Origin of the sequence: Pseudonocardia halophobica (assembly GCF_050948485.1) — a bacterium.
In the GTDB taxonomy this organism is placed as follows: Bacteria; Actinomycetota; Actinomycetes; order Mycobacteriales; family Pseudonocardiaceae; genus Pseudonocardia; species Pseudonocardia halophobica.
Window position 1 is genome coordinate 3,552,224 of sequence record NZ_CP192046.1, and the last position, 15,809, is coordinate 3,568,032.

A 15,809-nucleotide genomic window follows, 5' to 3' on the forward strand; every position below is an offset into this window, starting at 1 on the left:
GACGGGCGGCCGGGCCGGCCTCGGCCGTGCGGAGCACCCGCCGGAGACCGTTCGGGCCCGCGCGACCGTCTGGGAGGTCAACGGAGCACCCCGCGGGCACGGTGCGGGCGGAGATCGAACTCACCCGAATGACGGCATCACGGGCGCGTGTCGCCGGGCCCGACGACGACACTGCGTGACGAATCCGCAGGCGGACTGGGCCGGACGGATGTGAGCGAGGAGGCGGGGGAGATCCGCGGGCCGCGGCGCGCGAGGATCGAGGGGATCGACGACGATCACGGGAGCGAGGGAACTCGGATGGGGCGAACCGGCACGGTGGCGGGGATCCTGGGCGTTCTGGCGGCGGCGGGCGCGCGCCGGCCGGTGCTGCGGCGCTGGCCGACGTCGGTGGCCCAGATGGCGGCCTGCACACCGGCGTCCGAGATGCCGGTCGCGGACGCACTGGCCCACGCCGCGCTCGCGGCCGGTGGGGTGGCGGCCCTGGTGCGGGGTCCGCGTTCGGGCCGCGTCGCCGCCCTGGCGACGATCGGCACCAACGCCGCCGCCGCGGCGGCCCTGGCCGGACTGCGTGCCGACGCCCGCCGCTCGGCCGTCGTGCTGCAGGAGGCGCTGGCCCCGCTCGGGGTCACCGGCCTGGACCGGCCCATTCCCGGCACTGCCCGGCGGGTCCGCGACCGGGCCCGGGGCGCGGGCCGGTACGTCGTGGCGCAGGACGTCGCCTACGGCCCGGAGCCCGAGCACCGGCTCGACGTCTGGGCCCGCCGCGACCTGCACCTGCTCCGCGACGGCGGACCGGCCCCCGTCCTGCTGCAGGTCCACGGCGGGGCCTGGACGCTCGGCTCGCGCACCCAGGAGGCGCAGCCGCTGATGGCGTACCTCGCGGCGCGCGGATGGGTGTGCGTGACGGTCGACTACCGGCTCGCGCCCGCCGCCCGCTGGCCGGCCATGATCGTCGACGTCAAGCGGGCGCTGGGCTGGATCCGCGAGCACGTCGCCGACTTCGGCGGCGATCCCGGGTTCGTCGCCGTGACCGGCGGTTCCGCGGGCGGGCACCTGGCCGCGCTCACCGCGCTGACCCCGAACGACCCGGCGTACCAGCCGGGCTTCGAGGAGGCGGACACCTCCGTGCAGGCCGCCGTGCCGTTCTACGGGGTGCACGACCTCACCGTCGACGACCAGGGCCTGTGGAACCTGCTCGAGGGCAAGGTCATCGGGACCAGTTACGCGGCCGACGAGGCGACCTACCGCGCGGCGTCGCCGGTGCACCGGGCCGGGCCCGACGCACCGCCCTTCCTGGTCGTGCACGGCGACACGGACACCGTGGCCGGGGTGGGGCAGTCGCGGCGGCTGGTCGCGCGGCTGCGGGCGGTGTCGCGGGAGCCCGTCTGCTACGCGGAGCTGCCGCACGCCCAGCACGGGTTCGACGGGCTCCCCACCGCCCGCACCGCCTACACGGTGCGCGCGGTGCACCGCTTCCTCACCGCGGTCCACACGAGCGCGACGGCGCCGACGGGGTAGGAGCTGGTCGGGAGGGGTGGCGGGGTCGGGGTGCGGTGGCTCGGGCGTCGGTGCCACGCACCCGAAGGTGACCTCAGGGCGTGAGGAGGGCCGCCATCCGCTCGCGCAGCAGGGTGGCGGCGGAGTAGGGCCGCACCATCACGGTCAACTCGGCGAGGCCGTCCGGCCCCTCGCGCAGGATGTCGACGCCCTCCAGCTCCCGGTCGCCCACCCGGGCGCGGAAGACCAGCACGTGCCCGGCCTCGCCGGCGAACTCGTCGGTGTAGCGGAAGTCCTCGAACACCTGCACCACCGCTCGCAGGATCGCCCGCAGCGCCTCCCGCCCCTCGTACGGGCGGTGGACGATCGGGGAGTGGAACACGGCGTCGGCGGTGAAGAGATCGGTGGCCGCGTCGGGGTCGCCGCGCTCGACGGCCGCTCGGAAGGCTGCTGCGCTCACGACCCCATCCGACCACTCCGGACGGTGGGACGCCAGACGGTGATCGCCGGCAGCCGCCCCCGGTGTCGCTCACCTCTGCGGCCCGGACGTCGGCACCTGTGCGCGGCACACCCGGCCGGTCGCCGTCGCACATCGGCTCACGCTCGGGGACATCCGGGAAGGCAGAGCCGCACACCCGCGGTGACCTCGTACAGGCCGTCGACCGGGTGTGGCACGACGCCGGCGGGTGTGGGAATCACAGCTCGCGTGATATGCCGCCAGGACGTCGACCATCAGGCTTCGCGTTCTCCGGTGTCGTGCGCCGTCGCACACCCGCGGGGACGCGGCACAGCTCGTCGACCGGGTGTGCGGGCGAGCTCGCGGGTGTGAGGCAGGCCGTCGTCGGGTGTGGGAGGGCGGGCCGGGTGTGGGACAGGGCTCGGCGGGTGTGGGAGGGCTCGGCGGGTGGTGCCTCTCGGAGGGATGCGGCGGCGTCTCATGACGTGACGGCGAGACCCGCTCGCCGCCGGCCCGACGGCGGGTCTTGCCAACGACAGCCCGTCGCCGACGCCCGCGCATCGACTGGACGTTCCATGCAGGGACGGATGCGCCGAGCCACGGGACTGTTCGCGGTGATCCCCAGGCCACTGCCCGCCGTCCGGCGGCACCTCTCGCCCGGCGGCCGCGGGCGCGCGGACGGCTCTGGCGCTGCAGGGCCGAAAGGCCGAGACGGAAGCGTTCCTTCGGCTCTGCCGGAATGAGCCGGAAAGGTGGGGGAGACATGGTTCTCTGAGCTTGTGAGACACTTTCTCGTGCCTGTTCCGGACATCGTGATCGACACCCTGGCAAAACTGCCAGGAGTGTCGTACGTGTGCGTTCTGGAACGCGATTCCAGCACGATTCTGGGCGCTTCCGGGAACGTCGATTCCGGGCTGCCCGCCGAGGAGATCGTCGACGCTTTCGACAGTGCGGCGGGCGTCGGCGGAACGCGGGGCGGCGCGGTGCAGACCGTCGTCGTGGCCGGCAGTCGGGTCGTTCAGGTGCTCGCCCTCGTCCCGCTCGCGGACGACTCGGCGGGGGTGCTCTACCTCCGCCTCGTCCGGGCCCGGGCCAACCTCGCCTCCGCGCTCCGTGAGGTGGAGAGCGTCACCGGCGGCCGCTCGCGGCGGTCGACCGGACAGCCGGGCGTCGGCGCACTGCCCTCCGCGGCCGGGGCCTCCGCACGCCGCATCGCGGTGCCGTCGGCGCTACCCGGTCCGGCGTCGGGCGCTTCGACGCCGTCGCGCGGGGTGCCGGCCGCGGCCCGGACCGACGGGTCCGCGAGTCAGTCCGCAGCGCGACCCGGCGCTGCCACCCCACCACCGCTCACCCCGCCGCTGGCTACCCCGCTGCCGACCGCACCGCCGGCACCGCCGCCTTCGACACCCGCCGCGCTCCCGTCGGCCGCCCTCGTCTCGGCCCCGCGGGCGGCGCCGCCGATCCCTGGCCCGTCGAGTGCGCAGCTGGAGCGCCGCGCCGAGGGTGCGGTGGCCACCGATCCGTCCCCCGCGGCGGTCAACAGCACGCCGACCGCGCTCGCCCCCGAACCCCGCGCGCCCGCACACGAGCCGGAAGAATCGCAGGTCAGGAACCGGTCGTCGTACCTCGCGGCCGAGTTCTTCGCGGCGGCGCACCGCGCACGTCCGCCGCTGCCGCCCGTTCCGGCGCCCCCTCCCGCGCCGCCAACCGGGCAGCCCCGGGAGTCGAGGGGTGCCGACGCCGGGGCAGCGCAACGGCGGGGCGAACGCGACCCGCGGCCGGGGCCTCCGACCGAACGGCTATCGGCGGCACCAGGGACTGCCGGACCCCGCCAGCGGGTCCCGGGCCCGCGCCCCGCGCCCGACGACCCCGCCGGTGCCACGTTCCCCGGGGCGGCGCCGGAACGCGCGGCCCGGGCGAGTTCGGCCCCGTCGCACCCGTCCTCCGCGGACGAGCGGACGGCCGGGCCCGCGGACGACGAGCGATCGCCGGCCGGCGCCGACGCCACGATCGCGGACCGGCCCGTCGACCCCCACGGGCACGCGGCGGACGGCACTCGGTCCGATCCGTCCGACGACGCCGCGCCGGCCCCTCCCGACGCGCTGCCCCGCCGCCGCGGCGACACCGTGATCCCGCCCCCGCGCGAGCCCGAAAACACCGACCAGGAGCGCCGCTGGGCCACGGACCTGCACACGTTGCGCCGGCTGACCGACGGGCTGCGGAGGCGATTGCGGTGATTCGCGGCCGCCGGGTGCCCGCTTCCCGCGGGTCACCCGCGCCACCGTTCCGCGGTCCTCCGGGAAATGGACCCCCGGTGCCCCGCGCAACGATTCTGCGATACCCTGGAGGTTCCCCGTCCCACCTTTTGCAGGCCGCCGGAGAATCGTCCCCCGACCCGGCGGTCGGAGGCACACAATGAGCTCCATCGAGCATTCCCTGGACATGGCCGCCAACATCAAGGGCGCCTTCGCCGTCGCGCTGGTCGACTACGACAGCGGCATGATGCTCGGCTCGCGCGGCGGCAGCGCCGAGTTCGACCTCGAGGTCGCCGCGCCCGGCAACAGCGACGTGGTCAAGAGCAAGATCGAGGTGACCCAGAAGCTCGGCCTGCGCGAGCAGATCGAGGACATCCTGATCACGCTGGACAACCAGTACCACCTGATCCGGCTGATCCGGGGCCTGCCGGACGAGAAGCTGTTCCTCTACCTGGTGCTCAACCGGGCGCAGGCGAACCTCGCCATGGCGCGCCGCGACCTGCGCGTCATCGAGCAGGAGTTCTACATGTCCCACCCCAACGCCGGCGCCCGCTCGCCGCAGGGCGGCGACAGCCAGTACTTCCAGGCGAACGCCCACCGCTGATCGCGGTCCGCGACCGTCCCGATACAAATTCAGGCGTGCTGAGCATCCCCGGCAGTCCCGGAGTCCTGCGCGTCGCGGCGAAGGAGGTGCTGCGCCAGCCGTCCGTGCTGGCGTGCGCCCTCGTCGACGTCGAGAGCGGTCTGACGCTCGACGCCGAGACGGCCGACCGCGCGCGGCTCGACACCGAGGCCGTGGCCGCCGCGCAGGCCGAGGTGATCCGCGCCGCGCAGGCGCTCGCCCAGGTCGTGCGCGGTGCCCCGGCCGAGGTCGTCGTGCGGCAGGGATCGGCGGTCCTGCACCTGATCCGGCTGCTGCCGGACCCGGCGGGCCCCGGCCTCGTGCTCTCGGTGCTGGTCCTCACCCCCGAGCGCAACCTGCGCAAGGTGCGGCGCGTGCTGGACCGGGTCGATCCCGCGACCTTCGTGCCGCGCCGGCCGCGGGCGACCTCGCCCGTGGCGGCGCCCGGGGTCACCGCCGCGCCCGACGCCGCGTCGTGGTCTCCCGAGGACGCCCCCGTGGAGGCCGCGCCCGCGGTCCCACCCGCTCCTGCGGCCGCCGCCCCGGGTGCTCCCGCGCACCCGGGCGCCGCTGCGGTGGGCGCCGGGGCACCCGGCGGTGCTCCCGCACGGCCCGTCGCGGGCCCGGCCCTCGTCGGCACCACGGTGAGCCCGGCCGCGGGCCGGGCCACGGTGCCGCCGGTACCCGCCTGGGCGGGCCCGGCGGGCGCGCCCGCCGGTCCGGCTCGCGTCGGCCCTGTTCCCGTCGGTCCCGTTCCCGTCGGTGCGGCCGGCACCCCGGGCCCGACCGGGGCCCTGCTCACCGCTCGGGGTCGCCCCGGCGCAGGGCCCGACGGCCCGAACGGCGCGCGGCCCGCCGCGCCGGGCACCTGGCCCGCCGGGTCGCGCCCGCGCCCGTCGGACGGCCGGTTCCCGGCTCCCGTCACCGCGGTCGATCTGGCCCGGCTCGTGCCGGCGAGCCCCGGTGCGGCACCCCAGGGCCCCGGTGTTCCGGTCACCCGCGGCCCGTCCGGCGCCGGGGACCATCCCGTCCCCGCTGATCCCACCGGCGGCGCCCCCGACCGGAGCGACGAGCCCGCCGCAACCCCGTCGGCGGCCCGGAACGAGACGGACCGGGGCGAGTCCGCCCCCGGTGGAACGCACCGGAGCCCGTCGGGCGGCAGCGAGGCCGACCGGAGCACGTCCGAAGCGGTCGGAACCGACGCGCCCGAGCTCGCCGGCCTCGCCGACCGTCCCGGCCTGAGCGCCGTGGACTGGTTCAGCCCGGTCACCCCCGGCAGCCCGCCCCCGCTCCGCCGGACCGTGGCCGGGCCGGAGGAGTCGCACACGCACGTCGGGCTGCCGCACCGCTCCTGAACAGCGGCCCGGCGACTTCCCGCGGGGCCGGGTGCCAGCGGGAAACCTGTCGGACCCGACCTCTAGCATCGAGTCACCAACCCGCACGGCTCTCCTGGAGGCACCTCGTGTCCGCTGTACCCGCCCCGCCCGCGTCCGCGCCGATCCTGGTGCCGGCCGGGACGACGGCCGGGGCCCGCGTCCGCGAGGGGGGCCTGCCGACCAGCGGGCCGCAGGCGGTCGTCGTCGTGAAGGACGCCGAGGGCACCCTCCGCGACCTGGCCTGGGCCCCGGAGGCCGACGCCGAGGTCGTCCCGGTCACCGCGGACTCCGACGAGGGCCGCAGCGTGATCCGGCACTCGGCGGCGCACGTGCTCGCGCAGGCGGTCCAGCAGCTGTACCCGGAGGCCAAGCTCGGCATCGGCCCGCCGATCACGGACGGCTTCTACTACGACTTCGACGTGGAGAAGCCCTTCACGCCGGAGGACCTGAAGAAGCTCGAGTCGACGATGAAGAAGATCGTCAAGTCCGGCCAGCGCTTCTCCCGCCGCCGCTTCGACTCGCTCGACGCGGCCCGCAAGGAGCTGGCCGACGAGCCGTACAAGCTCGAGCTGATCGACCTCAAGGGCACCGGCACCGAGGCGGACGACGAGGTCATGGAGGTCGACGCCACCGGCGAGCTGACCATCTACGACAACGTCCACGCCCACACCGGCGAGACCGTCTGGTCCGACCTCTGCCGCGGCCCGCACCTGCCCACCACGAAGTACATCCCGGCGTTCACCCTCACCCGGTCCGCCGCGGCGTACTGGCGGGGCAGCGAGAAGAACCCGCAGCTCCAGCGCATCTACGGCACCGCGTGGGAGTCGCAGGAGGCGCTCGACGCCCACCTGGAGCGCGTCGCCGAGGCCGAGCGCCGCGACCACCGCCGGCTGGGCGCCGAGCTGGACCTGTTCTCGTTCCCGGACCAGATCGGCTCGGGCCTCGCGGTCTTCCACCCCAAGGGCGGCGTGATCCGCAAGGAGCTGGAGGACTACTCCCGGCGCCGGCACGAGGAGGCGGGGTACGAGTTCGTCAACACCCCGCACATCACCAAGGGACAGCTGTTCCGCACCTCGGGCCACCTCGAGTGGTACGAGGAGGGCATGTACCCCGGCATGATCCTCGACGAGGAGCTCAACGCCGACGGGACGGTCCGCAAGCCCGGCCAGGACTACTACCTGAAGCCGATGAACTGCCCCATGCACAACCTGATCTTCGACGCGCGGGGGCGCAGCTACCGCGAGCTGCCGCTGCGGCTGTTCGAGTTCGGGACGGTGTACCGGTACGAGAAGTCCGGCGTGGTGCACGGCCTGACCCGTGCCCGCGGCTTCACCCAGGACGACGCGCACATCTACTGCACCGAGGAGCAGATGGAGGGCGAGATCGCCTCCCTGCTCGACTTCGTGCTGGGCCTGCTGCGCGACTACGGCCTCGACGACTTCTACCTCGAGCTCTCGACCCGCAACCCGGACAAGTCGATCGGCAGCGACGAGGACTGGGAGCGCGCCACCGACGTCCTGCGCAAGGTCGCCGAGGACACCGGCCTCACGCTCGTCGACGACCCGGGCGGCGCCGCGTTCTACGCCCCGAAGATCAGCGTCCAGACGAAGGACGCCATCGGCCGGAGCTGGCAGATGTCCACCATCCAGGTGGACCTGATGCTGCCGGACCGCTTCGACCTCGAGTACACGGCGTCGGACGGCTCCCGCAAGCGCCCGGTCATGATCCACCGCGCGTTGTTCGGCTCGATCGAGCGGTTCTTCGGCGTGCTGCTGGAGCACTACGCGGGGGCCTTCCCGGCGTGGCTGGCCCCGACCCAGGTCGCGGCGATCCCGGTCACGGACGAGCAGGTCCCGGCCGTGGAGGAGGTCGTGGCGCAGCTGCGGGCGAAGGGTGTGCGGGTCGAGCTCGACGCGGGCGACGACCGGATGCAGAAGAAGATCCGCACGCACACCCTGCAGAAGGTGCCGTTCCTGCTGCTCGCGGGCGCGCGGGACGTCGAGGCCGGTGCGGTGAGCTTCCGCTTCCGCGACGGCTCGCAGACCAACGGCGTGCCGGTGGCGCAGGCGGTCGAGGCCATCACGAGCTGGATCGCGAGCCGCTCCAACGTCAGCCCGACCGCGGAGACCTTCACCCCGTGACCGGTGTCGCCACCGGTCGGGGGCGGGCGCGTGACTAGGATCGACGGCGTGTCCGAGCCCGAGCGGGAAGCCCCGGAGATCGAGGGCATCGAGGGGGTCGGCACGCCGGACGGGTTCCGCAGGCTGTGGACCCCGCACCGGCTGGCCTACATCAAGGAGGCCGGCGAGGGCGGGTGCCCGTTCTGTCGGATCCCGTCCCTGCCCGACGCCGAGGGCCTCGTCGTGGCGCGGGGACGGAGCGTGTTCGCGCTGCTCAACCTGCACCCGTACAACCCGGGGCACCTGATGGTGCTGCCGTACCGGCACGTCGCCGACCTCGAGGACCTCACGGCCGCCGAGTCCGCCGAGCTCACCCTGTTCACCCAGCGGGCGATCCGGGCGATGAAGAAGGTCGCGGCGCCGCACGCGTTCAACACCGGGCTCAACCTGGGCACGGTCGCGGGCGGCTCGCTGGCCGAGCACCTCCACCAGCACGTCGTGCCCCGGTGGGGCGGCGACGCGAACTTCATCGCCGTCGTCGGGCAGACGAAGGTGATCCCGCAGCTGTTGTCCGAGACCCGCGACCTGCTCGCCGGGGCCTGGGAGCCGGACTGGGAACCCACGGGCGACACGGTGGGCACGGACGGCGCTCGCGAGCCCGATACGGGGAGTGACCGGCCGCGGGACTAGGCTGGTCATCCGCACCGCCGATCGCGGCGGCGCGCCGCACGAGACCGGCAGGAGTCGGCCCCACCCGATGCTGAACGTCGTCGCCCGAGTCCACGTCAACCGGGTCATCGACCCGATCGGCCGCGCGCTGGTCGGGCGCGGGATCACACCGGACGTCGTCACGGTCGTCGGTACGGTCGGTGCGTCGGCGGCCGCCCTGTGGTTCCTGCCGCGCGGCGAGCTGATCGTCGCCCCGTTCGTGATCACGCTGTTCGTGCTGCTCGACCTGGTCGACGGCGCGATGGCCCGGGCCCGGGGGAGGGGCACCCCGTTCGGCGCGGTGCTCGACTCCACCTGCGACCGGGTCGCCGACGGCGCGCTGTTCGCCGGGGTCACCTGGTGGTGCCTCGGTGTCGGCGAGGAGCGGGTGCTCGGGATCGCGGCGATGATCTGCCTGGTCTCGGCACAGCTGATCTCGTACGTCAAGGCGCGGGCCGAGGGCGCGGGCCTGAACGCCGACGGCGGGCTGGTCGAGCGGGCCGAGCGACTGATCGTCGTGCTGGTCGGGATCTTCCTGCAGGGCATCGGCGTGCCCTACGCCTTGCACGTGCTCCTGTGGGGCCTCGCCGCGGCGTCGGTGTGGACCGTCGGGCAGCGGATCGTGCTGGTGTACCGCAGCGCACAGGCCCTGTCGGCGCGGTCGCAGGAGCCTCCCTCGTGACCCTCGCGGAGCTCGGGTACACCGCGGCCTGGCGGCTGCTGCGGCACGTGCCGGCTCCCCTCGCCGAGGCCGGGTTCCGCGCGGGCGCCGACCTGGCCTGGCGCCGCGGGGGCGCGGGTGTCGAGCGGCTGCGCCGCAACCTGCGCCGGGTGCGGCCCGCGGCGTCGGAGGCGGAGCTGGACCTGCTCGTCCGCGCGGCATTGCGCAGCTACGCCCGCTACTGGGGGGAGGCCTTCCGGCTCCCCGCACTCGACCGGGCCACGATCTACGCCCGGCACACGACGGCCACGGGCCTCGACGTCGCGATCACCGCCATGCGGGAGGGCCGCGGGGTCGTCCTCGCGCTGCCGCACGTGGGGAACTGGGACGTCGCCGGCGTCTACGTGATGGAGGAGCTGCGCCGGCACGGGCTGCCCGCGGAGATGACCACCGTCGTCGAGCGGCTGCGGCCGGAGTCGGTGTACCGGCGGTTCGTCGAGTACCGCGAGTCGCTCGGCTTCGAGATCGTCGCGCAGGACGACGGGCGGCGCGCCCACCTGGCGCTGACCCGCCGCCTGCGGGCCGGTGGCCTGGTCTGCCTGATCGCCGACCGGGACCTCGCCGGCACCGGGGTCGACGTGCCGTTCTTCGGCGACACGATCCGGCTCCCGTCGGGCCCGGCCTCGCTCTGCGCCCTGACCGGGGCCCAGCTGCACGCCGCGGTGACCTTCTTCCGGCCCGGCGGCTGGGGCGCCACGGTGTCGCCGGCGATCGCGGTCCCGGACCGCGCCGCGGTGCCGAAGGCCACCCTCGAGCTGGCGCGCGCCTTCGAGGAACACATCGCCGCGCACCTCGAGGACTGGCACATGCTCCAGGAGCTGACACCGGGGAGCCGCCGGTGAGGATCGGCATCGTGTGCCCGTACTCGCTCGACGTACCGGGCGGGGTGCAGACGCACGTCGTCGAGCTGGCGCGGGCGTTGCGCGACCTGGGGCACGCGGTCTCGGTCCTCGCACCGGCCGACGAGGACACCCCGGTCCCGGACTTCGTCACCTCCGCAGGCAAGGCGCTCGGCGTCCCCTACAACGGGTCGGTCGCGCGGGTGACGTTCGGCCCGGTGACCTACGCGCGGGCCCGGCGCTGGCTGGAGAAGAACGCGTTCGACGTCCTCCACCTGCACGAACCCACCACGTTCTCGATCTCCGTGCTGGCCCTGCTCGCCGCCGAGGGCCCGATCGTCGCCACCTTCCACACCTCGACCGAGCGCTCCCGCACCCTGCACGCCTTCGGCGGGGTGCTGCGGCCGCTCATGGAGAAGGTCACCGCGCGGATCGCCGTGTCGTCGCTGGCCCGGCGGGTGCAGGTCGAGCACCTGGGCGGCGACGCCATCGAGATCCCCAACGGCGTCGACGTCACCCGGTTCGCCGCCGGGCCGATGCTCCCGGGCTTTCCCCGGACGCCCACCGTGGGGTTCGTCGGGCGGTTCACCGAGCCGCGCAAGGGCATGCCGGTCCTGCTCGAGGCGCTCCGGTCGCTCGACGCACGGCTGCTCGTCGTCGGACGGGGGGACCCGGCGGACCTGAGACGCGAGGCCGGGCCGGTCGCCGACCGGCTCGACGTGCTCGGGGCCGTCGACGAGGACACCAAGGCCGCCGCGCTGCGGTCGGTCGACGTCTTCTGCGCGCCCAACCTCGGCGGGGAGAGCTTCGGGATGGTGCTGACCGAGGCGATGGCCGCCGGAGCGCCCGTCGTCGCGAGCGACCTGGAGTCGTTCCGACGGGTGCTGGGCGAGCCCGACCCCGCCGGGGTGCTCGTGCCCACCGGGGACGCCGAGGCGCTCGCCGGGGCACTGCGTGAGCTGCTGGCGGACCCCGGTCGTCGGGCGGAGCTCTCCGCGGCGGGCCGCGTCCGGGCTGCCGACTTCGACTGGCCGGTCGTGGCGGCGCAGGTGCTGCAGGTCTACCAGGCGGCGGTCGCCGCGGACCCGCGGCAGGTCGTCGCCGGCCGCGAGGCCTACCCCGGGGGTGCGGCGTGAGCTGGGCCCTGGTGCTGCTCATGGTCGTCGTGGTGGCCGTCGTCGTGGCGGTCACGGTGCTGTGCGTGGCGCGGAGCCGCCGGCTCGACCGGCTGCACCAGCGCACCGACGCGGCACGCGTCGGGCTCGAGCGGTCGTTGGCCCGTCGGGCGGAGGTGGCGGTCCGGGTCGCCGAGGTGCTCGACGCGCCGCGAGCCGGACCCGGCAGCGTCCCGGCGGCGCTCGACGAGGCCGCCCGCGCCGCCGGCGCCGGCACCGTCCGCGGCCTGCCCAGGCGCAGCGAGGACGGCATCGAGGCGCGGGAGATCGTCGAGAACGCGCTGTCCCGGGCCCTCGGCACCGTCGACCGGGCGCGGCTCGACCCGGCGCTGCGGTCCGAGCTGGCCGACGCGGAGCGGCTCGTCGTCCTGGCCCGGCGGGTGCACAACGACGCGGTGCGGGACACCCTCGATCTGCGGTCGCGCCGGCTCGTCCGGTGGTTGCGGCTGCACGGCACCGCGCCGCTGCCCGGGTACTTCGAGATCGCCGAGTCGGTGGCGGGACCGGCCGGCGCGGTGCGGCCGGTCGTGCGGCCGGTGCTGCGGCCCACCGACCCGGTCGGCTGACGGGCGGCTGAGGGGAGCGCCACCTGCGGGCGTGACCGCCCCGGGGCGACGCGTACCATCGGAGGACGGGCCGCCGACCAGCGGCGGCAGCATGCCCGGGGTCCCGGGAACCGTACCGAGAAGGAGCACCGAAAGTGTCGTCCGAGCAGGCCCAGTCCGACACCGCCGCCGGCACCGCCAGCACCGAGCTCGGCACGGCCCGCGTCAAGCGCGGCATGGCCGAGATGCTCAAGGGCGGCGTGATCATGGACGTCGTCACGCCGGAGCAGGCGAAGATCGCCGAGGACGCCGGCGCCGTCGCCGTGATGGCGCTCGAGCGCGTCCCGGCGGACATCCGCGCGCAGGGCGGCGTGGCGCGCATGTCGGACCCCGACATGATCCAGGGGATCATCGAGTCGGTGTCGATCCCGGTGATGGCCAAGGCGCGCATCGGGCACTTCGTCGAGGCGCAGGTGCTGCAGTCCCTCGGCGTCGACTACGTCGACGAGTCCGAGGTGCTGACCCCGGCCGACGAGGCGCACCACATCGACAAGTGGGCGTTCACCGTGCCGTTCGTCTGTGGCGCGACCAACCTGGGCGAGGCGCTACGCCGCATCTCCGAGGGTGCGGCCATGATCCGCTCTAAGGGCGAGGCCGGCACGGGCAACGTCGTCGAGGCGACCCGGCACATGCGCCAGATCCGCGCGGACATCCGCCGGCTCGGCACCATGGACGAGGCGGAGCTGTTCATCGCGGCCAAGGAGCTGCGGGCGCCGGTGCAGCTGGTTGCCGAGATCGCGAAGGCCGGCAAGCTGCCGGTCACGCTGTTCACCGCGGGCGGCATCGCCACCCCGGCCGACGCGGCGATGATGATGCAGCTCGGCGCCGAGGGCGTGTTCGTGGGCTCGGGCATCTTCAAGTCCGGCGACCCGGCGCAGCGCGCCGCGGCGATCGTCAAGGCCACCACATTCTTCGACGACCCGGACGTGATCGCGAAGGTCTCGCGCGGGCTGGGCGAGGCGATGGTCGGGATCAACATCCCGGACCTGCCGGCCGAGCAGCGGTACGCCGCGCGCGGTTGGTGAGCTGACACCTCTCCGGACGCCCCGCCTCGTGCGGGGCGTTCGGCGTTCTCGGGGTCGTCCGCGTCCGGGTACGGAGGGTGGTGGTCGCGTCCACGGTCCTTGCGCGCCGGCGATCTGCTGACCTGGCCGGACCACCCGATCGTGCCGGCAGATCTCCGCCCGACGGCGATGGCTGCCGCTCGTCGCTCTGCGTGAACCGGAAACCGCGAATCGTACAAACCTCCGCCTACGCACGGTGTCACTCGGTGCGGTTCACGTGTCGCACGACGTGGTGAATCAGTGGCACTCGGTGACTGTGTGCGTTCTAGGGTCCCTGTGACAGCTGGGATTCGAGTGGTGGAGGAGTCGGATGAGGCGATACGTGACCATCGGCGGCATCGTCGCCACGGCGATGATTGCGGGCTCGGTGGCGGCGTTCGCGGCGCCGACGGCCCCGGCCCCGGCGGACTGCACGCCCCCGCCTGCGGCGGCCGGGCCCGCCGACCCCGGTGCGGGACCAGGCTCGGGCCCGACCGGGGGTCAGGGTGGCGCGGGGGAGCAGCCCGGGGGCAGTGGTTCCGGCGCCAGTGGTTCCGGTGACGACGGATCGGGCGGGTCCGCCGGCAGCGGTTCCGATGACGACGGGTCGGGAGGCGGTTCCGGGTCAGGTGCTGGGGACGGATCCGGCGGCTCGGACGACCACGGTTCGGCCGGTCAGGGATCCGACGACCACGGGTCCGACGACCACGGTTCGGGCCAGGGCGACGACCGCGGATCGGGCGGCTCGGACCACGCCGACACCGGCGAGCAGGGCTCGGGCGATCACGGCGACTCCGCCGACTCGGGTGCCGGCGACTCCGGTTCGGGTGACTCGCACTCCGGCCACCACGGCGGTCCCGGCAGCGGTTCGGACTCGGGTGGCTCGGATGACTCCGGCGGATCGGACGGCTCCGGTGTGTCGGACTCGGGGAAGCACGGCGACTCCGGCGGGGCGTCGGACGAGGGCGCACCGGCGGCTCCCGCCGACCCGGACGCAGAAACTGGTCCGGCGTCGAGCGGCACGATCGCGCCGCAGGGCGGCGTCCCCGCAGCTCAGTCCCCGGCTCAGGCGCCGGTGGTGCCCGTCCCTCCCGCGGAACCCGGTCAGGGTGCGCAGGTTCCCACCGCGCCCGGCGCAACCCTCCCCGGCACTACGCCGACTCCGACGCCCGGCAGTGCGACTGCAGCACCTGGCGCTGCGACTGCCCCCGGCATCGCGGCGGCTGTGACCGCACCCGGCACTGCGATCGCACCCGGGCACGCGACCGCACCGGGTATCGCGACCGCACCGGCCACTCCGTCCCCGACCGCACCGGGCGCGAGTGCCCCGGGTGCCGGTCTGGTCCCGAACCCGGCGCTCGCCCCGTGCCCGGCGGACGCGGGCGCGGACACCAGCGCGGCGGTGATGCACCAGTGGGGTGAGCCGAACCGCGTCGACGAGTTCGACGGCACCTCGCTGAGCGACGAATGGGAGCCCTACGACGGCGCGGGCCACAACGGCGCCGGCCGCCGCTCGCCCGACGCGTTCTCGGTCAAGGACGGCGTCCTCACCGTGACCGGCACCCCGGACGGCACCACCGGCGGGATGGCCTGGGGCAAGGGCCAGCAGTACGGCCGCTGGGAGGGCCGGGTGAAGGCGCCGGTGGCCGACCCGAGCTACCACGCGCTCCTGCTGCTGTGGCCCGACGCGGAGAACTGGCCCGTGGGCGGCGAGGTCGACTTCATGGAGATGTCGGACTCGAAGCGCCGGTCCACGGACATGTTCCTGCACTACGGCGAGGACAACCAGCAGGTCCAGGGCAGCGTCGACGTCGACGCCACCCAGTGGCACAACTGGGCGGTCGAGTGGACCCCCGACCACATCGCCGCGTTCGTCGACGGCAAGGAGTGGTGGCGCACGGACGACACCTCGATCCTCCCGCCCGGCCCGATGCACCTCACGGTCCAGCTCGACTGGTTCCCGGAGGGCGGCGGCGACGTGAAGCGGTCCGAGATGCAGATCGACTGGATCAAGCAGTACCCGCTCAACGGCACCGAGGCCGCCGAGGGCGAGGTCACGCACGCCAAAGACCTGGCGCACGACAGCGCCGGCAAGGCCGTGGAGGGTGCCTCCGACGTCGCCCGTGCGCCGATCGCGAGCGGAGTCGGTGCGGCCGAGGGTGTCGCGGACCGCGCGACTGCGACCGCGGAGGGTGCTGTGGATCTGGCTGGCGAGGCCGTCGAGGCGGTGGCGCCGCAGGGTCGGCTGACCGAGGGCGCCCCGGACGCCCTGCTCGGCCCGGCCGGCGTCGATCCCGGGGCGACCGACACGTCGGACCCGAGGCGGGGGCTGGTGCCGAACGCGGTCCGTGCGGGCTGACACGCATGCGGAGGGGCCGTCCGACCCGGGCG

Annotated in this window: 13 protein-coding genes; 12 read left to right on the forward strand and 1 reads right to left on the reverse strand. The window is 74.7% G+C overall.

Annotation, left to right across the window (positions count from 1 at the left end; genetic code table 11):
* The first annotated feature begins 297 nt into the window (after positions 1 to 297).
* Positions 298 to 1,518, forward strand: coding sequence for an alpha/beta hydrolase fold domain-containing protein (locus tag ACQP04_RS17110; protein WP_433508021.1), 1,221 nt, complete (start codon positions 298 to 300; stop codon positions 1,516 to 1,518).
* Positions 1,519 to 1,591: 73 nt separating this feature from the next.
* Here the strand turns inward: ACQP04_RS17110 and ACQP04_RS17115 are convergent, their stop codons facing one another.
* Entirely contained in the window at positions 1,592 to 1,957 is a 366-nt protein-coding gene (locus tag ACQP04_RS17115) for a nuclear transport factor 2 family protein (protein WP_433508022.1), read from the reverse strand.
* Between the two features lie 791 nt (positions 1,958 to 2,748).
* Between ACQP04_RS17115 and ACQP04_RS17120 the strand changes: the two genes are divergently transcribed.
* The 11 genes from ACQP04_RS17120 to ACQP04_RS17170 all read left to right on the forward strand — a co-directional run bounded on the left by ACQP04_RS17120 (position 2,749) and on the right by ACQP04_RS17170 (position 15,777).
* Positions 2,749 to 4,191, forward strand: a complete 1,443-nt coding sequence (locus ACQP04_RS17120; RefSeq protein ID WP_433508023.1) for a hypothetical protein — start codon at positions 2,749 to 2,751, stop codon at positions 4,189 to 4,191.
* 178 nt (positions 4,192 to 4,369) lie between these two features.
* Positions 4,370 to 4,813, forward strand: coding sequence for a hypothetical protein (locus ACQP04_RS17125; RefSeq protein ID WP_037044262.1), 444 nt, complete (start codon positions 4,370 to 4,372; stop codon positions 4,811 to 4,813).
* Positions 4,814 to 4,848: 35 nt separating this feature from the next.
* Entirely contained in the window at positions 4,849 to 6,186 is a 1,338-nt protein-coding gene (locus tag ACQP04_RS17130; protein WP_433508024.1) for a hypothetical protein, read from the forward strand.
* Between the two features lie 107 nt (positions 6,187 to 6,293).
* Positions 6,294 to 8,348 carry a threonine--tRNA ligase gene (gene thrS / locus ACQP04_RS17135; RefSeq protein WP_433508025.1) on the forward strand — a complete coding sequence of 685 codons (2,055 nt, stop codon included), beginning with the start codon at positions 6,294 to 6,296 and terminating at the stop codon, positions 8,346 to 8,348.
* A gap of 48 nt (positions 8,349 to 8,396) precedes the next feature.
* On the forward strand, positions 8,397 to 9,017 hold the full coding sequence (locus ACQP04_RS17140; protein ID WP_081924026.1) for an HIT family protein: 621 nt from the start codon (positions 8,397 to 8,399) through the stop codon (positions 9,015 to 9,017).
* A gap of 67 nt (positions 9,018 to 9,084) precedes the next feature.
* Positions 9,085 to 9,717: a phosphatidylinositol phosphate synthase gene (gene pgsA, locus ACQP04_RS17145; protein ID WP_433508026.1), complete on the forward strand. Its 633-nt coding sequence runs from the start codon at positions 9,085 to 9,087 to the stop codon at positions 9,715 to 9,717.
* Positions 9,714 to 10,598, forward strand: coding sequence for a phosphatidylinositol mannoside acyltransferase (locus ACQP04_RS17150; RefSeq protein ID WP_433508027.1), 885 nt, complete (start codon positions 9,714 to 9,716; stop codon positions 10,596 to 10,598). The genes pgsA and ACQP04_RS17150 overlap by 4 nt, the downstream gene beginning before the upstream one ends.
* The gene (locus tag ACQP04_RS17155) at positions 10,595 to 11,731 is read left to right on the forward strand and encodes a glycosyltransferase family 4 protein (RefSeq protein ID WP_433508028.1); all 1,137 of its coding nucleotides are present in this window, start codon (positions 10,595 to 10,597) and stop codon (positions 11,729 to 11,731) included. Before ACQP04_RS17150 ends, ACQP04_RS17155 begins: the two co-directional genes overlap by 4 nt.
* Positions 11,728 to 12,336 carry an NUDIX hydrolase gene (locus tag ACQP04_RS17160; RefSeq protein ID WP_433508029.1) on the forward strand — a complete coding sequence of 203 codons (609 nt, stop codon included), beginning with the start codon at positions 11,728 to 11,730 and terminating at the stop codon, positions 12,334 to 12,336. Before ACQP04_RS17155 ends, ACQP04_RS17160 begins: the two co-directional genes overlap by 4 nt.
* Positions 12,337 to 12,470: 134 nt before the next feature.
* Positions 12,471 to 13,400, forward strand: a complete 930-nt coding sequence (gene pdxS / locus ACQP04_RS17165; RefSeq protein WP_433508030.1) for a pyridoxal 5'-phosphate synthase lyase subunit PdxS — start codon at positions 12,471 to 12,473, stop codon at positions 13,398 to 13,400.
* Between the two features lie 1,423 nt (positions 13,401 to 14,823).
* On the forward strand, positions 14,824 to 15,777 hold the full coding sequence (locus tag ACQP04_RS17170; RefSeq protein WP_433508031.1) for a glycoside hydrolase family 16 protein: 954 nt from the start codon (positions 14,824 to 14,826) through the stop codon (positions 15,775 to 15,777).
* The last annotated feature ends 32 nt before the right edge of the window (positions 15,778 to 15,809 follow it).

Coding starts and splice junctions, on each gene's coding strand:
- ACQP04_RS17125 (WP_037044262.1), top strand. CDS start 4,370: ATGAGCTCCATCGAGCATTCCCTGGACATGGCCGCCAACATCAAGGGC.
- pgsA (WP_433508026.1), top strand. CDS start 9,085: ATGCTGAACGTCGTCGCCCGAGTCCACGTCAACCGGGTCATCGACCCG.
- ACQP04_RS17170 (WP_433508031.1), top strand. CDS start 14,824: ATGCACCAGTGGGGTGAGCCGAACCGCGTCGACGAGTTCGACGGCACC.
- ACQP04_RS17110 (WP_433508021.1), top strand. CDS start 298: ATGGGGCGAACCGGCACGGTGGCGGGGATCCTGGGCGTTCTGGCGGCG.